Origin of the sequence: Paracoccus actinidiae (assembly GCF_030863885.1) — a bacterium.
Lineage (GTDB): Bacteria > Pseudomonadota > Alphaproteobacteria > Rhodobacterales > Rhodobacteraceae > Paracoccus > Paracoccus everestensis.
Genome location: NZ_CP132956.1, coordinates 1,926,174 through 1,941,638, shown reverse-complemented (window position 1 = coordinate 1,941,638; position 15,465 = coordinate 1,926,174). Strand labels below are relative to the sequence as shown.

The window sequence follows — 15,465 nt, the reverse complement described above, 5'->3', positions numbered from 1 at the left end:
GGATCAGCCTTCGGGCAGGGTTTCGGACAGGTGTCGGATCATGTTGCCGCCCATGACCTTGGCGATCTGCGCCTCGGTCAGGCCTTCGTCCATCAGCGCCTGCGTCAAGGCCGACAGATGCGCCGCGTCAAAGGGCACGCCCACCGACCCATCATAATCGGATCCCAGCGAGACGTGATCTTCGCCCACCAGGTCGATGGCGGCCAGGATGCTTTCGGCAATATGGGCGGGGGTGCCGCCGCAGACCACGTCGGCCCAGAAGCCGATGCCGATCACGCCGCCCTTGGCCGCAATGGCCTGAACCAAGGCATCGTCCAGGTTCCGCGCGCTGCCGCAATGGCCGTGGATGCCGGTATGGGACAGGATCGGCCGCGCATCGGGGATCGCCAGCACATCCTGGACCATCAGGGGCGAGGCATGGGCCAGGTCGATCACCATGCCCCGCTGGATCATCCCATCGACCACCTGGCGCCCGAAATCCGACAGCCCGGCACCCGTGCCGCCTTCGCCGTGCAGGCTGCCGCCCAGCTCGTTGTCAAAGAAATGCGTCAATCCCAGCAGCCGGAAACCCGCGTCATGCAGCACATCCAGGTTGGCAAGGTCGCCTTCCAGCGGATGCGCGCCCTCGGATCCCAGGACCGCCCCCAGGATCCGTTGCCCGCCGGCGCGCGCGTCCAGCACGGCTTGTAGGTCGGCGCGCGTGCGGATCAGGTGCAGTTGGTCCGGCGCTGCCTCGGCGGCGCGCGCCAGGGCCGCGGCCTGCACCAGGGCGCGTTCGCGCAACGAAAACCACGACCGCAGCGGGCGCAGCTGGCCCATGAACAGAGGCGTGATGTTGTCGCCCGCTTCGGCGCTGTTCTGGTCGTAGTTCTGGCCGCGCGGGCTTTTGGTGACGGTGGTAAAGACCTGCACCGCCACATTGCCTTCCAGCAGGCGCGGCACGTCCGTGTGGCCCCGGTCTGCCCGGTCCAGGATATTGCGGTCCCACAGCAGCGCGTCGGAATGCCAGTCGCCGATCACCAGCCGGTCATGCAGCGCCTGCGCCTGGGGCGACACAGGCCAGCCTTCGGGCGGCATCCGCAGCGGGTTCAGCCCCCGTTCGACATAGCCGGGCGCGAAAACGAGGAATGCCGCCGCCGCCAGCACGACCAGCAGCGCGACACCCCCGAGAAGCCTTTTCCGCATTGTCAGGCTTCCAGGGCTTCAAGTTCGTCGATGAACCCCTCGATCATCGACAAGCCCTTGTCCCAGAACCGGGGATCCGAGGCATCCAGCCCAAAGGGGGCCAGCAGTTCCTTGTGATGCTTCGATCCGCCCGCCGCCAGCAGGTCGAAATACTTTTGCTGGAAATCCGGCAGCCCGTCTTCGTATGCCGCATAAAGCGCGTTCACCAATCCGTCGCCGAAGGCATAGGCATAGACGTAGAACGGCGAATGGACGAAATGCGGGACATAGGTCCAGAAGGTCTCGTATCCCGGCATGAAGTCAAAGACCGGACCCAGGCTTTCATGCTGGACCGACATCCACAACGCGTTGATGTCGTCGGGGGTCAATTCCCCGTCGGCCCGGGCCGCGTGCAGCTTGCATTCGAAATCATAGAAGGCGATCTGGCGGACGACCGTGTTGATCATGTCCTCGACCTTGCCGGCCAGCAGGGCCTTCTTTTCGGCCGGGTCGGTGGTCTTGGCCAGAAGCGCGCGGAAGGTCAGCATCTCGCCGAAGACGCTGGCGGTTTCGGCCAGCGTCAGGGGCGTTGAGGCCAGCAATTCGCCCTGTCCCGCGGCCAGCCGCTGGTGGACGCCGTGGCCCAGTTCATGCGCCAGCGTCATCACGTCGCGCGGCTTGCCCAGATAGTTCAGCAGCACATAGGGATGAACCGTTGTCACGGTCGGGTGCGCGAAGGCGCCCGGGGCCTTGCCGGGCGTCACGGCGGCGTCGATCCAGCCCTTGTCGAAGAAGGGTTCAGCCAGGTCCGCCAACCGGGGTGAAAATCCTGCATAGGCGTCCAGGACCGTCGTCCGCGCCTCGTCCCAGTCGATGGTGCGGGCGGGGGCGGTGGGCAGCGGCGCGTTGCGGTCCCAGATCTGCAGCTTGTCCAGGCCCAGCCACTTGGCCTTGAGCGCATAGTAACGATGCGACAGGCGCGGATAGGCGGCGGTGACGGCATTCCTCAGCGCCTCGACCACCTCGGGTTCGACATGGTTCGAAAGGTGACGGCCATATTGCGGCGTGGGCATCTTGCGCCACTTGTCCTCGATGGCCTTTTCCTTGGCCAGGGTGTTGTGGACGCGCGCGAACAGCTTGACGTTCTTCGTGAACACAAGGGCCAGGGCGCGGGCCGCAGCCTCGCGCCGCGCGCGGTCATGGTCGGTCAGCAGGTTCAGCGTGGCTTCCAGGCCCAGGGTTTCGCCGTTCACGTCGAATTCCAGAGCGGCGGTGGTTTCATCGAACAGCCGGTTCCAGGCCGAGGCACCCACCACAGAGGTGTCGTGCAGGAACTGTTCCAGCTCGTCGGACAACTGGTGCGGCCGCATGGCGCGCATTCGGTCGAAGACGGGCTTGTAGCGCGCAGGCCCGTCGGCTGCGGAAAAGACCGCGTCATAGGTCGTGTCCGGGATGCGGTTGAATTCAAGGCCGAAGAAGACCAGCGGCGTGGTGATGTCGGTGATCCGACCTTGAAGGTCGCCCATCATCTTGGCGCGCGCCGCATCGGTGGTGTTCTGGTAATAGCGCAGCCCGGCATAGGACATGATCCGCCCGGCGGTGATGTCGATATGCTGATAGGTTTCGATGCAGGCCAGCATTTCGGCGGGTGTCAGGTCCGCCAGCTTGCCCTGGTAGTGTGCGGCAAAGGCTGCGGCCTCGGTTTCCAGTTGCGCGATGTCGGCGGTCAGTTCAGCGGAATCCGGCGCGGGATACAGATCGGACAGATCCCATGCCGGAAGGATGCCGAATTCGCTGTCCGTGACCTGCTCGCGCGCGTCAAAGGTCGGTTGTCCTGCCATGGGTATCCCTTTCTTGCTGGTCCAGATGTAACCCACCCGGGCCGATGCGCAAGTCTGCGGGCATCCTAGAATCCGGCAAAAGCCGCGGCATGGCGGATGGCGCTGCCGTGTGGCAGATCGCCGATCATCTGCAGGCCTGGCCCTGCATGGGGCGAATCAAGGGGCGCGGGCAGAAAGCCCAGCGGCCCGTAATAGCCGGGATCGCCCAGCACCACGACCGAAGCCTCGTCCGCCCATGCCACGGCCTGGCGGATCAGGGCCGCGCCGATGCCAAGGCGCCGCGCCTTGGGTGCGACCGCGACGGGGGCAAGCGCAAAGGCGGGGCGATCTGCGCCCAGCGGGGACAGCGCGGCATGGCCGACAATGGTGCCTGCCGCATCGGCCACCAAGGACAACGACAGGTCGCCATCCTCGCGCAATTGGCGGACCAGCCGCGCCTCGGCATCGCCGCCAAAGGCGGTGCGCAGCAGGGTGTCGATGGCGTCCAGGTCCTGCCGGGTTTCGCGGCGGATGACCGGCATCACCTCGTGGCGCTGGAAATCGCGTCCGATGCCTGCGCTTTCCCGGCCCCAGGGGCTGTCTGCGGTGCGCTTGCCATGGGCGGCAAAGGCATCGGCATCGACAAACAGTTCGGACAGGTGCCACACCAGCGGATCGTCGTCCTGCCACAACTCGAAGCGCAGGCAGCCGGGTTCATCGCGGCTGAGCGCGACGTGACCCGGCAGCAGCGACAGCGCGGTCATCATCTGCCCCGCATCCGCGCAGGTCAGACGCCCGGTCAGCGCAACCATCGGCTTGGGCAGCGCGACGGGCGTGCCGGTGGCCGCGTGATGGTGGCGGGGCGAATGATGATGGCCGCAGGCGCAGGTCATGATGGTCCTCTCAGGGGGTCAGAAGGGTCATTCCCACTCGATCGTGCCCGGCGGCTTCGAGGTGATGTCATAGGTGCAGCGGTTGATGCCCTTGACCTCGTTGATGATCCGCGTCGCGGTTTCGCCCAGGAAGTCGTGGGTGAAGGGATAGTAATCCGCCGTCATGCCATCGACCGAGGTCACTGCCCGCAATGCGCAGGCAAAATCATAGGTCCGCCCGTCGCCCATCACGCCCACGGTGCGGACCGGCAGGATCGCCACGAAGGCCTGCCAGATCTCGTCGTAAAGACCGTGCTTGCGGATCTGGTCGATGAAGACCGCATCGGCCTTGCGCAGGATGTCCAGCTTTTCGCGGGTGATCTCTCCGGGGCAGCGGATCGCAAGGCCGGGGCCGGGAAAGGGATGGCGGCCAATGAATTTTGCAGGCAGGCCCAGTTCTCGGCCAAGGGCGCGAACCTCGTCCTTGAACAGCTCGCGCAGGGGTTCCACCAGCTTCAGGCCCATCTTCTCGGGCAGGCCGCCGACATTGTGGTGCGACTTGATCGTGACCGACGGCCCGCCGCTGAAGCTGACGCTTTCGATCACGTCGGGGTAAAGCGTGCCTTGCGCCAGGAACTCGGCCCCCTCGATGCCGCTGGCGTAACGCTGGAACACGTCGATGAACAGCCGGCCGATGGTCTTGCGCTTGACCTCGGGGTCGGACACACCTTCCAGCGCGCCCAGAAACAGTTCGGATTCATCCGCGTGGATTAGGGGGATGTTGTAGTTGTCGCGGAACATGGTCACGACTTCCTCGGCCTCGTTCAGGCGCAGAAGGCCGTGGTCCACGAAGACGCAGGTCAGCTGGTCGCCGATCGCCTCGTGGATCAGGACGGCGGCGACGGAACTGTCCACGCCGCCCGACAGCCCGCAGATCACCTTCTTGTCGCCCACCTGCTCGCGGATCTTGCGGATCGCCTCGTCGCGATAGCCCGCCATGGTCCAGTCGCCGGTAAATCCCGCCAGCCGGATGAAGTTTTCCAGCATGATGCGCCCGTTCGGGGTGTGATGCACCTCGGGGTGGAACTGCACGCCATAGAAACGGCGGGATTCATCGGCGATCATCGCGAAGGGCGCGTTGGGGGAGGTGCCGATCACCTCGAAGCCCGGCGCAAGCGCGGTAACGCGGTCGCCATGGCTCATCCAGACTTCCTCGCGGCCCCTATCCTTGTTCGTCGTATCGAACAGGCCCGCGAAGATGCCGTCGCCCTTGTGGCCTTCCGCCGGGCCGATGAAGGCGCGGCCGTATTCGGCATGGTGCCCGCCTTCGACCGCGCCGCCCAGTTGTTCCATCATCACCTGCTGGCCATAGCAGATGCCGAAGACCGGCACGCCCAGGTCGAACACGGCCCGCGGCGCGCGGGGGCTGCCCCCCCGGGTTACGCTGTCAGGCCCGCCCGACAGGATCACGGCCTGCGGGTTCAAGCCGCGCAGGATGTCGTCGGTCAGCAGGTTATAGGGGTGGATTTCGCAAAAGACGTTCAGTTCGCGCAGGCGGCGCGCGATCAGTTGCGTCACCTGGGATCCGAAGTCGATGATCAGAAGGCGTTGGTGCTGGGTCATGGATGCGCTTTAAGCGTGCCCATGCCGTCGTGCAAGGGATTTGGCAGCCCGGAACTGGCGTTGCAAACCCCGCGTTCCGCCGGCAACCAGAGAGGTTTCCATGCCCGCCATTCGTCCCCTTGTCCCGTTCCTTGCCTTGTCCCTGCTGGCTGCCTGCGGGCAGGAACCGGCCCTGACGCTGCCCTGGGGCCAGCCGGAACCCCCGGTCGAGCAAGCCCTGGCGGCGTCCTGCCAAGGCGATGCGACCGTGGCGCCCGTGCTGGACGGTGCCATCAATGCCGCCCGCCAGGCCGAGGGCAAGACCTTGCTGGACAGCGCGCCCTTGCTGCAGCAGGTCGCGCAAAGCCATGCCTGCGACATGGCCGCGCTTGGCCGAGTCGATGTGGAAGGGTCGAACGGGTCCAGCGTCGTGGACCGGGCGCGGGCGGTCGGATACCCGACCTGCGGCGTGGTGCAGCTTGTCGGGCGGGGCGGCGGCCCGGCGGACGCGGTGGCGAACTGGCTGCGCCAGGATGCACAGCGCACCGAATTGCTGGGCCAGACCAGCAGTCAGGTTGGCAGCGGATATGCCACCGGCGCGGACGGGACGCGTTACTACAGCGTGGTTCTGGGCGACAACTGCCGGTAATCTGTGACAAGGGCCGAAGGCGTTTCGCCCCCGGCCCTGCGGGCATATCCAAGTCAAGGCAAAGGGCGCGGCACACCCCGTTACTTCTCCGGCACCAGACCCCGGGGCGCAAAGCGCAGCACCAGAAGCAGCACCAGGCCCATGGCGATGAAGCGCATATGGGCCGCGCTGTTGAGCAGATGCGCCTTGATGTCGCCGTCGGGCAGGGGTGCGACCAGGGCGCCGATCAGGTTCGGACCCCAGACCTCGACCTTGATCCACAGGAACCAGATCAGGATCGCGCCCAGCACCGCGCCCCAGTTGTTGCCCGACCCGCCGACCACGACCATTACCCAGATCAGAAAGGTGTATCGCAGCGGGTTATAGCTGTTGGGCGCCATCAGCCCGTCCAGGGTGATCATCATCGCCCCCGCGATGCCGATCACCGCCGACCCCAGCACGAAGACTTGCAGGTGGCGGGCGGTCACGTCCTTGCCCATCGCCTCGGCCGCGGTCTCGTTGTCGCGGATGGCGCGCATCATCCGGCCCCATGGCGATTTCAGCGCCAGTTCGGCCAGCAGGATGACCAACAGCAGCACCACCAGGAACAGCGACATATAGCACAGCTTGACCCAGATCCCCGACGCCTCGGCGGCACTGAAGCCCCAACTGGTGGCGAAGTCGACAAAGGCAGGGTTCTGCTGAAGGTCGGTTTCATAGGGCACCGGCCGGGGGATCGCCGCGACGTTCTTGACGCCGCGAGCCAGCCAATCCTCGTTCCGCAGGACGGCGACGATGATTTCGCCGATGCCCAGCGTGGCGATGGCCAGGTAATCCGACCGCAGCCCAAGCGCGACCTTGCCCACCGCCCAAGCGGCGGCGGCGGCAAAGGCCCCACCCACCAGCCAAGACAGCAGAACGGGCAGGCCGAGGCCGCCGATATTGCCGGTGCGGGCGGAATCATTGGCCTCGATCGCGGTGACGGCGGGGTCGAACAGCCAGCGATAGGCGACAAAGCCCCCGATCAGCACCAGAACCATGATCCAGGCGCGGCGGGTGCGGGCATAGGCGATCTTGGCCAGGGCCAGCGTGCCCAGGCCCACGGCCAGCGCCCCGATCAGGCGCGGCCCGCCGGCGGCCCAGGCGCCTTCGACCGGGGGGAGGGACACCAGCACCGGGGCCAGCCCGCCGATGGCCAGAAAGCCCACCACGCCGGTGTTGAACAGCCCGGCATAGCCCCATTGCATATTCACGCCCAAGGCCGTGATGGCCGATATCAGGCCCATGTTCAGGATCGCCAGCGAGGTGTTCCACGACCCCGAGAACATGCCGTTCCTGACCGTGCCTTCCAGCAGGAACAGAACGGCAAGGACCGCGAACAGGATGGGCGCGCGCCAGGGATTGGATGCGGCGGCTTGACGGTTGCTTGACATGACGGACCCCCTTACACCGACTTGCCGCGGAACAGCCCGGTCGGGCGGAACAGCAGGACCACGATCAGGATGACGAAGCTGACGGCGAACTTGTATTCGGTGCCCAGCAGTTGCAGCAGCCCGCCCGGCTGCCAGTCCGGGAACAGATAGCCCGCGACCTTGACCCAAGGGTAGGTCACGGCCACCTCGGAGAATGCCACCAGGAAGCCGCCCGCGATGGCGCCCACGGGATTACCCAGGCCCCCCACGATGGCTGCGGCAAAGATCGGCAGCAGGATCTGGAAATAGTTGAAAGGGCGGAAGGACTTGTCCAGCCCGTACAGCACGCCCGCGATGGTCATCAGCCCCGCGGCGATGATCCAGGTCAGGCGCACCACGCGTTCGGGGTCGATGCCCGAGAGCAGGGCCAGATCCTCGTTGTCGGAATAGGCGCGCATGGCCTTGCCGGACTTGGTGCGGTTCAGGAACCAGAACAGCGCCGCGCAGACGATCACCGTGACGATCACCGTCAGCGCCTGGGTGGACCGCAGGGCCAGCCCCTCGGTCAGGCCCGACCATTCCCGGAAGTCGCGGACGTTTATGATGAAGCGCGCGCCGTCGTCGAAGCGCTGGTCGTCCACGCCGATGATCAGGCGCGTCAGCCCGTTCATCACGAACATCACGCCCACCGATGCCATGACGAAGATGATCGGCGCGGCCTTTTGCGCGCGATAGAACCTGTAGACCGCCCGGTCCGTGCCCAGCACCAGAAGGGCCGTCACCGCGATCCCCACCGGCAGGGCCAGCAGCGCGGTGGGCAGCACACCCAGCGACACCCCCAGGGATTGCAGCCCCCAGGTCGTCAGGATCGTGACGGCGGTGCCGAAGGCCATGGTGTCGCCATGGGCGAAGTTCGAAAACCGCAGGATCGCATAGATCAGGGTCACCCCAAGCGCACCAAGCGCCAACTGCGCGCCATAGGCCGCGGCGGGGATGAAGACGAAGTTCAGGACCGCCACAAGGGCGTTGAGGATATCCAAGGTTCAGCCCCCCAGGAAGGTGCGCCGCACCTCGTCGTTCTGCATCAACTCGTGGCCGGTGCCGGTATGGGCGTTCGCGCCCTGCACCAGCACATAGGCCTTGTCGGCGATCATCATCGCCTGCTTGGCGTTCTGTTCGACCATCAGCACCGGAAGACCGCCCCGGGCGATGGCGATGATGCGGTCGAACAGCTCGTCCATGACGATGGGGCTGACGCCCGCCGTCGGTTCGTCCAGCATCAGCACCGACGGCTGGGTCATCAGCGCGCGGCCCACGGCCACCTGCTGGCGCTGCCCGCCGGACAATTCGCCCGCGGCCTGTCGACGCTTGGCGGCAACGGCAGGGAACAGTTCATACACCTGTTCCATGGTGCGGCGGATGTCGTCGCCCCGGATATAGGCCCCCATTTCCAGGTTCTCCTCGACCGTCATGGACGGGAAGATGTTGTTGACCTGCGGCACGAAGCCCATGCCCGCCTTGACGCGGTCCTGAGGGTTCAGGGCGGTGATGTCGCGCCCGTTCAGCCGCACGCTGCCCTTGCGCAGGTTCAGCATCCCGAAGATGGCCTTCATGGCGGTGGACTTGCCCGCGCCGTTGGGGCCGACGATCACGGCGATCTGGCCCTGTTCCACGGCAATGGTGCAATCATGCAGGATATCGGCGCCCTTGCCATAGCCGCCGGTCATGTTTTCGCCGATCAGGAAGGGGTCCCCCGAATGTCCCGGTCCCACGGGACCGGAACGGCGGGTGCCGTCGATGGTGCCGCGCCCGCCGGGGTTCACGACCGACAGGTCGCGGTTGCCCCGCTTGCCGAAGACTGCGTCCTGATCGCTCATGCGCCCACCATGTCCTTGTTTTTCAGGCCGGTGCCCAGATAGGCCTCGATCACGGCCTCGTTCTTCATGATGTCGGCGGCAGAGCCCTTGGCCAGCACCTTGCCCTCGGCCATGACGATCACCGGGTCGCACAGCTTGCCGATGAAATCCATGTCATGCTCGATCACGCAGAACGTATAGCCCCGTTCCTTGTTCAGCCGGATGATCGCGTCGGCGATGGTCATCAGCAGGGTGCGGTTCACGCCCGCGCCCACCTCGTCCAGGAAGACCACCTTGGCATCGACCATCATGGTGCGGCCCAGCTCCAGCAGCTTCTTTTGCCCGCCCGACAGGTTGCCGGCCTTTTCATGGGTCAGGTGGCGGATGGTCAGGAAGTCGAGAACCTCGTCTGCGCGCTTGCGCAGCGCGTCTTCCTCGCGCTCGATCCGGCCGCGCTGGAACCAGGTCTTCCAGATCGTCTCGCCCGATTGCGCGCCCGGCACCATCATCAGGTTCTCGCGCACGGTCATGCTGGAAAATTCATGCGCCAACTGAAAGGTGCGCAGCAGGCCCTTGTGGAACAACTCGTGCGGCGGCAGGCCGGTGATATCCTCGCCATCCATGAAGACGCGGCCCGATGTGGGCGGCAGCACGCCCGCAATGACGTTGAACAGCGTGGACTTGCCCGCGCCGTTCGGCCCGATCAGCCCGGTGATCGAGCCGGTCTCGATCGTCAGGCTGGCGCCATCGACGGCGCGAAAGCCCCCGAAATGCCGGTGAAGGTCTTCGACCCTGATCATTCGTTCACCCCGTCTTCACGCCATTGGTGAAGTGTGACCGCATTCTGCGGCTTTTGTCATGAAAAATGGCCCGGCAACCGTTAGGCTGCCGGGCCAGAGCATTCTTTACACGTCAGCGATAGCCGACAACAGTCATTTCGCCGTTGTCGAAAGACACCTCGCGGTAAACGCCGGCGGTCTCGCCCGCGCCCACCATCTCGATGGACGAGGCGCCGACATAGTCGATGTCGCCGCCGCCGTTCAGGATCTCCAGACCCTTGGCCAGTTCGCCCGGCAGGATCTTTTCGCCCGGTTCGTTGGCGACATCCATCACGTTGTTCTTCCAGACATTGGGATCGCTGGACTTGGCGGCGGCCATGGACAGCAGCATCAGCGCGGCCGCGTCATAGGCTTCGGCGGAATAGGCACTGGTGCCTTCGAAGCCCGCTTCCTCGGCCATGGCCAGGAACTTCTCGCGGCCCTCTCCTTCGGCTGCGGGGTTCTGGCCAAAGCTGCCGCTGATCTCGTCGCCGAAGTTGTCGACCAGGGCCTGGCCGACCATGCCGTCGGGGAAGACGAAGGTGTCAAAGGCGCCGGTATCCAGTGCTGCGCGCACCACGCCCGAACCGCCCTGATCGACATAGCCCGCGACGACAAGCGCGTCGCCGCCCGCCGCCGCAAGGGCCGCGACCTCGGCCGAATAGTCGGCCTTGCCGTCGTCATGGGCGCTGTTCACCGTCACGGTGCCGCCCTTTTCCTGGAAGGCCGCCGCGAAGGCGTCGGCCAGCCCCTTGCCGTAATCGTTGTTGGTATAGGTGATGGCGGCGTTCTTGATGCCCTTTTCCATCATGATCTCGGCCATCACCTCGCCCTGGCGGGCATCGGACGGAGAGGTGCGGAAGAACAGGCCGTTATCCTCGATCGTGGACAGCGCGGGCGAGGTCGCGGAAGGCGAGATCATCACCACGCCGTTCGGCACGGCCACGTTCTGCAAGGACGCGATTGCCTCGCCCGAACACATTCCGCCGACGATGCCCTTGACCCCTTCGGCGGTGATCAGGCGTTCCACGGTCGCGGTGGCGGCTGCGGCGTCGGTGCAGGTCGAATCGCCCTGGACCGGAATCACAGTCGATCCGTCCAGAAGCAGGCCGGAATCGCTGACCTCTTTCATGGCCAGTTCGGCGCCCGACCGCATTCCGGGGGCCATGGATTCCAGCGGGCCGGTAAAGCCCAGCGACATGCCCAGCTTGATCTCCTCGGCGGATGCGGCACCGGCCAGCAATGCGCCGGCAGCAGTGGCCAGAAGAAGTTTTTTCATTACTTTGTCTCCCAGTTGGAACAATGTCCTGACGGGCACGTTAGAAGCGCCTTGCCCAAAAGAAAAGCACGATATTGTCAACAAAGCCTGACTTTATGGTTGGGTTACGCAGGGTTAGCGCCAGCCGAGCCTGTCTTGCCGGCGGCGGAAGATCAGGCCGGGCAGGGCGGTCAGCAGCCAGCCAAGCGCCAGCCCCATGCCCGCCGCCCACAGCCCCGCAGCCGTCACCGGCACGGCGGGCCTGAAATCGCCCCAGGCCGCTGCCAGCGTTTCGGGATCGCGCAGGCGATGGGGCAGCAGCATCCGTTCCAGCGGGCCCGCGATCCGCAGCATCTGCAGGTCGCCGCGCGCGCGGTCCAGGCGAGTGAAGACATCGCGCATATTGTCCCGATGGGCATCGCGGAAGGTGCTGCCCCCCAGGTCCGCCAAGGCCTGATCGCGGGTCAAGCCTGCGGCCTGGGCGCTGATGTCGAATTCCGCCGCAACGCGGGACAGGGCATCGACCTGCCCGCCAAGCCGCTGGACATACTGGTCCGAGAAGGCCGGGAACTGCGACAGGACGATGGCGCAACACACCGCCACCGCCAGCCGCAGCAGCCCGATCACTTGTCCTGCACCTTCAGGCCCAGCACGGGGGCATAGACCTGTTCCAGCCGCGCGATGGCGTCCTTGGGCGAGATTTCCTCGGTCGCGCCCGTGCGGCGGTTGGTCAGTTCGACCTTGTTGGCGGCCAGCCCGCGCGGGCCGACGGTGATCCGCCAGGGCAGGCCGATCAGATCCATCGTGGCGAATTTCGCCCCTGCCCGGTCGTCGCGGTCATCATACAGCGGATCCAGCCCCCGCGCCTGCAATTCCGCATAGATCGCATTGCAGGCGCTGTCGGTGGAATTGTCGCCTTGTTTCAGGTTGACGATGCCGACATGGAAGGGCGTCACGCCTTCGGGCCAGATGATGCCGCGATCGTCGTGGTTGGCCTCGATGATGGCGCCCAGCAGGCGGGACACGCCGATGCCGTGGCTGCCCATTTCGACGGGCACTCGGGCCCCATCGGGACCGACGACGGTGGCGCCCATGGCCTCGGAATACTTGGTGCCGAAATAGAAGATCTGGCCCACCTCGATCCCGCGCGCGGTGCGGCGGCGTTCTTCCGGCACCTGGGCAAAGACCGCCTCGTCATGGGTTTCATCCGTGCGGGCATAGCGGCTGGTGAACTCCTCCAGCACGGCCTGGCATTGCTCGACGCTGTCGTAATCGATCTGCCGGTCGCCAAAGGTCAGGTCGGTGATCTGGCTGTCATAGAAAACCTCGGATTCCCCGGTTTCCGCCAGGACCAGGAATTCATGCGTGTAATCCCCGCCGATCGGCCCGCCGTCCGCGCGCATCGGGATCGCCTGCAATCCCATGCGTTCATAGCTGCGCAGATAGCTGACCAGATGCCGGTTATAGGCGTGCAGCGCCGCGTCCCTGTTCAGGTCGAAGTTGTAGCCGTCCTTCATCAGGAACTCGCGCCCGCGCATCACGCCGAAGCGGGGGCGGATCTCGTCGCGGAACTTCCACTGGATGTGATACAGCGTCAGCGGCAGATCCTTGTAGCTGTTCACATGGGACCGGAAGATGTCGGTGATCATCTCCTCGTTCGTGGGACCATACAACAGGTCGCGCTTGTGGCGGTCCTGCAGGCGCAGCATTTCCTCGCCGTAATCGTCGTAACGGCCGGATTCACGCCACAGGTCCGCCGGTTGCAGGGTCGGCATCAGCAGCGGGATATGGCCCGCGCGCTGCTGTTCCTCGTGAACGATCTGCTGGATGCGGTTCAGCACCTTGAAGCCCAGCGGCAGCCAGGAATAGATCCCCGCGGCCTGCTGCTTGATCATTCCGGCGCGCAGCATCAGCCGGTGGCTGACGATCTGCGCCTCTTTCGGGTCTTCCTTCAGCACCGGCAGGAAATAGTGCGACAGACGCATGGGGCGTGGTCCTTTGACAGCGTTTGGCGCACAGCGTTAGCGGATCGGCCCTGCCTTGCCAAGAACCCGCGCCCGCTTGCAACTGACGCCCGTCAGGGTCACAGTCTGCGCGACAAGAAGCACCAGGAACCGGCCATGCGCATACCGATACACAAGCAACTGATGTGGTGGGGTGTATCGGCGGTGGTGCTGCTGCTGGCGATGTGGCTTTTGGGCAATGCGATCCTGCCCTTTATCCTGGGCGCGGGCGTGGCCTATCTGCTGGATCCGGTGGCCGACCGGCTGGAACGGTCGGGCCTGTCGCGGGTCATGTCGGTGGTGGTCATCACCGTGGCCGCCGTCCTGGCCTTCGCAGGGGTGGTGCTGCTGGTCGTGCCGGTCATGCTGCGCCAGGCGACTTCTCTGATCGAAACCGCGCCCACCATGCTGGAACAGGCGCGCCTGTTCCTGTCCGCCCGGTTCCCCGAGCTTTTGCCCGTCAATGGCGATGTGGGCACGGCATTGACCGACCTGGGCGCGGCCATGGGCGAACAGATGGGCACGCTGGCCTCCAGGCTGCTGTCGTCGGTGGGCGGCATCATCAGCGCCATCGCGATCCTGGTGATCGTGCCGGTGGTGGCCTTCTACCTGCTGCTGGACTGGGACCATCTGGTTGACCGGGTGGACACGCTGTTGCCCCGCGAACACGCGCCCACGCTGCGCCGCCTGTCGCGGGAAATCGACGAGGCGCTGTCGGGCTTCGTGCGCGGGCAGGGGCTGGTGATGCTGATCCTGGGCACCTGGTATGCCATCGGGCTGATGATCGTGGGCCTGCCCTTCGGCTTCTTCATCGGGGTAATGGCGGCGCTGTTGTCCTTCATCCCCTATGTGGGCGTGCTGATCGGGGGGGCCACGGCGATCGGGGTCGCCTTGTTCAGCTTCTGGGGCGATCCGCTGTTCATCGGCCTGGTGGTGGCGATCTTTGCCATCGGCCAGATCGTCGAGGGCAATTATCTGCAACCCAAGATCGTCGGCCACCATGTCGGCCTGCACCCGGTCTGGCTGCTGCTGGCCTTGTCGGTCTTTGGCGCGCTGTTCGGTTTCGTGGGCATGGTCATGGCGGTGCCGCTGGCCGCGGCCCTTGGAGTGGTCGGGCGGTTCCTGACGCAGCGGTATCAGGAAAGCGCGCTGTTCACCGGCCAGGCGCTGCCCCCCGACCCGGGCCAGCCGATGCTGGTCGAGATCGTGCCCCAGGGCACCGTGTCCAACACCATCCGCGAGGCGCGCATCCGCGCCGACCAGAACCGCGCCCAGGGCCAGATCGAGATCATGCGCGAGGAAATCGCCCGCAAGCATCCTGACGTGGGATAGATGGGCGCGAGTTCTCGGCAACTGACGCTGGACCTGACCACGCCGCCGGCCCATTCGCGCGCCGATTTCCTGCCCGCGCCCGCGAACCGGGCGGCGCTTGCGGCCTTGGATGCGCCGCAGGACTGGCCGCTGGGGCGGATGCTGCTGATCGGGCCCGAGGGCGCGGGCAAGTCGCATCTGGCGGCGTTCTGGGCGGCGGAAAACGGCGCGCGGCGGGTCAAGGCCTCGGCCCTGCGTCCCGACGCGGCGGACGGGCTTACCCCCGAGGGCGGTGCCCTGGTGATCGAGGATGCCGACCGTGCGGGCCGGGCGGCGGGGGCCGAGCAGGCGCTGTTCCACCTGTGGAACCTGTGCGCGCCGCGCGATTGCCTGCTGCTGCTGACGGCCCGCACCCCGCCGCGCGATTGGGGCCTGGTGCTGCCCGACCTGCGCTCGCGCATGGACGCGATGCCCCAGGTCCGGCTGGGGCCGCCCGATGAATCGCTGCTGGCCGCCGTGCTGGTCAAGCTGTTCGCCGACCGCCAGCAGGCGGTGCCCGCCGACCTGATCGACTGGCTGGTCCTGCATATGCCGCGCGACCTGGGCTTGGCGCGGCGCCTGGTCGCCGCCATCGACCAGGCCGCCATGGCCGACAAGCGGCCGATCACGCGGCGCATTGCCGCCGAACTGCTGCACGGTTTATCCGACACCGAGACCTGAT

Annotated in this window: 14 protein-coding genes; 3 read left to right on the top strand and 11 right to left on the bottom strand. The window is 65.9% G+C overall.

Features of this window, described 5'->3' with window-relative positions; all coding sequences use genetic code 11:
• Positions 1–3: 3 nt before the first annotated feature.
• From Q5701_RS09705 to guaA, 4 genes are all read right to left on the bottom strand, one after another.
• Entirely contained in the window at positions 4–1,185 is a 1,182-nt protein-coding gene (locus tag Q5701_RS09705) for a dipeptidase (protein WP_306755026.1), read from the bottom strand.
• Positions 1,186–1,187: 2 nt separating this feature from the next.
• Positions 1,188–3,005 carry a M3 family oligoendopeptidase gene (locus tag Q5701_RS09700; RefSeq protein ID WP_306755025.1) on the bottom strand — a complete coding sequence of 606 codons (1,818 nt, stop codon included), beginning with the start codon at positions 3,003–3,005 and terminating at the stop codon, positions 1,188–1,190.
• Between the two features lie 65 nt (positions 3,006–3,070).
• The gene (locus Q5701_RS09695) at positions 3,071–3,877 is read right to left on the bottom strand and encodes a GNAT family N-acetyltransferase (protein ID WP_306755024.1); all 807 of its coding nucleotides are present in this window, start codon (positions 3,875–3,877) and stop codon (positions 3,071–3,073) included.
• A gap of 27 nt (positions 3,878–3,904) precedes the next feature.
• Positions 3,905–5,479, bottom strand: a complete 1,575-nt coding sequence (gene guaA, locus Q5701_RS09690) for a glutamine-hydrolyzing GMP synthase (protein WP_306755023.1) — start codon at positions 5,477–5,479, stop codon at positions 3,905–3,907.
• A gap of 100 nt (positions 5,480–5,579) precedes the next feature.
• On the opposite strand from guaA, the gene Q5701_RS09685 reads away from it, so the two are divergent.
• Positions 5,580–6,107, top strand: coding sequence for a CAP domain-containing protein (locus Q5701_RS09685; protein ID WP_306755022.1), 528 nt, complete (start codon positions 5,580–5,582; stop codon positions 6,105–6,107).
• Between the two features lie 80 nt (positions 6,108–6,187).
• Here Q5701_RS09685 and Q5701_RS09680 read toward each other — a convergent pair whose 3' ends face one another.
• From Q5701_RS09680 to proS, 7 genes are all read right to left on the bottom strand, one after another.
• Positions 6,188–7,519 carry a branched-chain amino acid ABC transporter permease gene (locus Q5701_RS09680; RefSeq protein WP_306755021.1) on the bottom strand — a complete coding sequence of 444 codons (1,332 nt, stop codon included), beginning with the start codon at positions 7,517–7,519 and terminating at the stop codon, positions 6,188–6,190.
• 11 nt (positions 7,520–7,530) lie between these two features.
• On the bottom strand, positions 7,531–8,538 hold the full coding sequence (locus tag Q5701_RS09675) for a branched-chain amino acid ABC transporter permease (RefSeq protein ID WP_306755020.1): 1,008 nt from the start codon (positions 8,536–8,538) through the stop codon (positions 7,531–7,533).
• A 3-nt stretch (positions 8,539–8,541) separates the two neighbouring features.
• The gene (locus Q5701_RS09670) at positions 8,542–9,375 is read right to left on the bottom strand and encodes an ABC transporter ATP-binding protein (protein ID WP_306755019.1); all 834 of its coding nucleotides are present in this window, start codon (positions 9,373–9,375) and stop codon (positions 8,542–8,544) included.
• The gene (locus tag Q5701_RS09665) at positions 9,372–10,154 is read right to left on the bottom strand and encodes an ABC transporter ATP-binding protein (protein ID WP_306755018.1); all 783 of its coding nucleotides are present in this window, start codon (positions 10,152–10,154) and stop codon (positions 9,372–9,374) included. Before Q5701_RS09665 ends, Q5701_RS09670 begins: the two co-directional genes overlap by 4 nt.
• 112 nt (positions 10,155–10,266) lie before the next feature.
• On the bottom strand, positions 10,267–11,451 hold the full coding sequence (locus Q5701_RS09660) for an ABC transporter substrate-binding protein (RefSeq protein ID WP_306755017.1): 1,185 nt from the start codon (positions 11,449–11,451) through the stop codon (positions 10,267–10,269).
• Positions 11,452–11,565: 114 nt separating this feature from the next.
• Complete coding sequence (locus Q5701_RS09655; RefSeq protein WP_306755016.1) at positions 11,566–12,057, bottom strand: DUF2937 family protein; 492 nt, start codon at positions 12,055–12,057, stop codon at positions 11,566–11,568.
• Complete coding sequence (proS, locus tag Q5701_RS09650; RefSeq protein WP_306755015.1) at positions 12,054–13,415, bottom strand: proline--tRNA ligase; 1,362 nt, start codon at positions 13,413–13,415, stop codon at positions 12,054–12,056. The genes Q5701_RS09655 and proS overlap by 4 nt, the downstream gene beginning before the upstream one ends.
• A 135-nt stretch (positions 13,416–13,550) precedes the next feature.
• On the opposite strand from proS, the gene Q5701_RS09645 reads away from it, so the two are divergent.
• Complete coding sequence (locus Q5701_RS09645; protein WP_306755014.1) at positions 13,551–14,765, top strand: AI-2E family transporter; 1,215 nt, start codon at positions 13,551–13,553, stop codon at positions 14,763–14,765.
• Positions 14,766–15,464 (top strand): P-loop NTPase family protein, encoded by a 699-nt coding sequence (locus tag Q5701_RS09640; protein ID WP_306755013.1) that lies wholly within the window; start codon positions 14,766–14,768, stop codon positions 15,462–15,464. It abuts the gene before it with no gap.
• Position 15,465 lies beyond the last annotated feature (1 nt).

Excerpts from the sequence above, each read along its gene's own strand:
- Q5701_RS09705 (WP_306755026.1), bottom strand. The coding sequence starts at position 1,185 with ATGCGGAAAAGGCTTCTCGGGGGTGTCGCGCTGCTGGTCGTGCTGGCG.
- Q5701_RS09700 (WP_306755025.1), bottom strand. The coding sequence starts at position 3,005 with ATGGCAGGACAACCGACCTTTGACGCGCGCGAGCAGGTCACGGACAGC.
- Q5701_RS09695 (WP_306755024.1), bottom strand. The coding sequence starts at position 3,877 with ATGACCTGCGCCTGCGGCCATCATCATTCGCCCCGCCACCATCACGCG.
- guaA (WP_306755023.1), bottom strand. The coding sequence starts at position 5,479 with ATGACCCAGCACCAACGCCTTCTGATCATCGACTTCGGATCCCAGGTG.
- Q5701_RS09685 (WP_306755022.1), top strand. The coding sequence starts at position 5,580 with ATGCCCGCCATTCGTCCCCTTGTCCCGTTCCTTGCCTTGTCCCTGCTG.
- Q5701_RS09680 (WP_306755021.1), bottom strand. The coding sequence starts at position 7,519 with ATGTCAAGCAACCGTCAAGCCGCCGCATCCAATCCCTGGCGCGCGCCC.
- Q5701_RS09670 (WP_306755019.1), bottom strand. The coding sequence starts at position 9,375 with ATGAGCGATCAGGACGCAGTCTTCGGCAAGCGGGGCAACCGCGACCTG.
- Q5701_RS09665 (WP_306755018.1), bottom strand. The coding sequence starts at position 10,154 with ATGATCAGGGTCGAAGACCTTCACCGGCATTTCGGGGGCTTTCGCGCC.
- Q5701_RS09660 (WP_306755017.1), bottom strand. The coding sequence starts at position 11,451 with ATGAAAAAACTTCTTCTGGCCACTGCTGCCGGCGCATTGCTGGCCGGT.
- proS (WP_306755015.1), bottom strand. The coding sequence starts at position 13,415 with ATGCGTCTGTCGCACTATTTCCTGCCGGTGCTGAAGGAAGACCCGAAA.
- Q5701_RS09645 (WP_306755014.1), top strand. The coding sequence starts at position 13,551 with ATGCGCATACCGATACACAAGCAACTGATGTGGTGGGGTGTATCGGCG.
- Q5701_RS09640 (WP_306755013.1), top strand. The coding sequence starts at position 14,766 with ATGGGCGCGAGTTCTCGGCAACTGACGCTGGACCTGACCACGCCGCCG.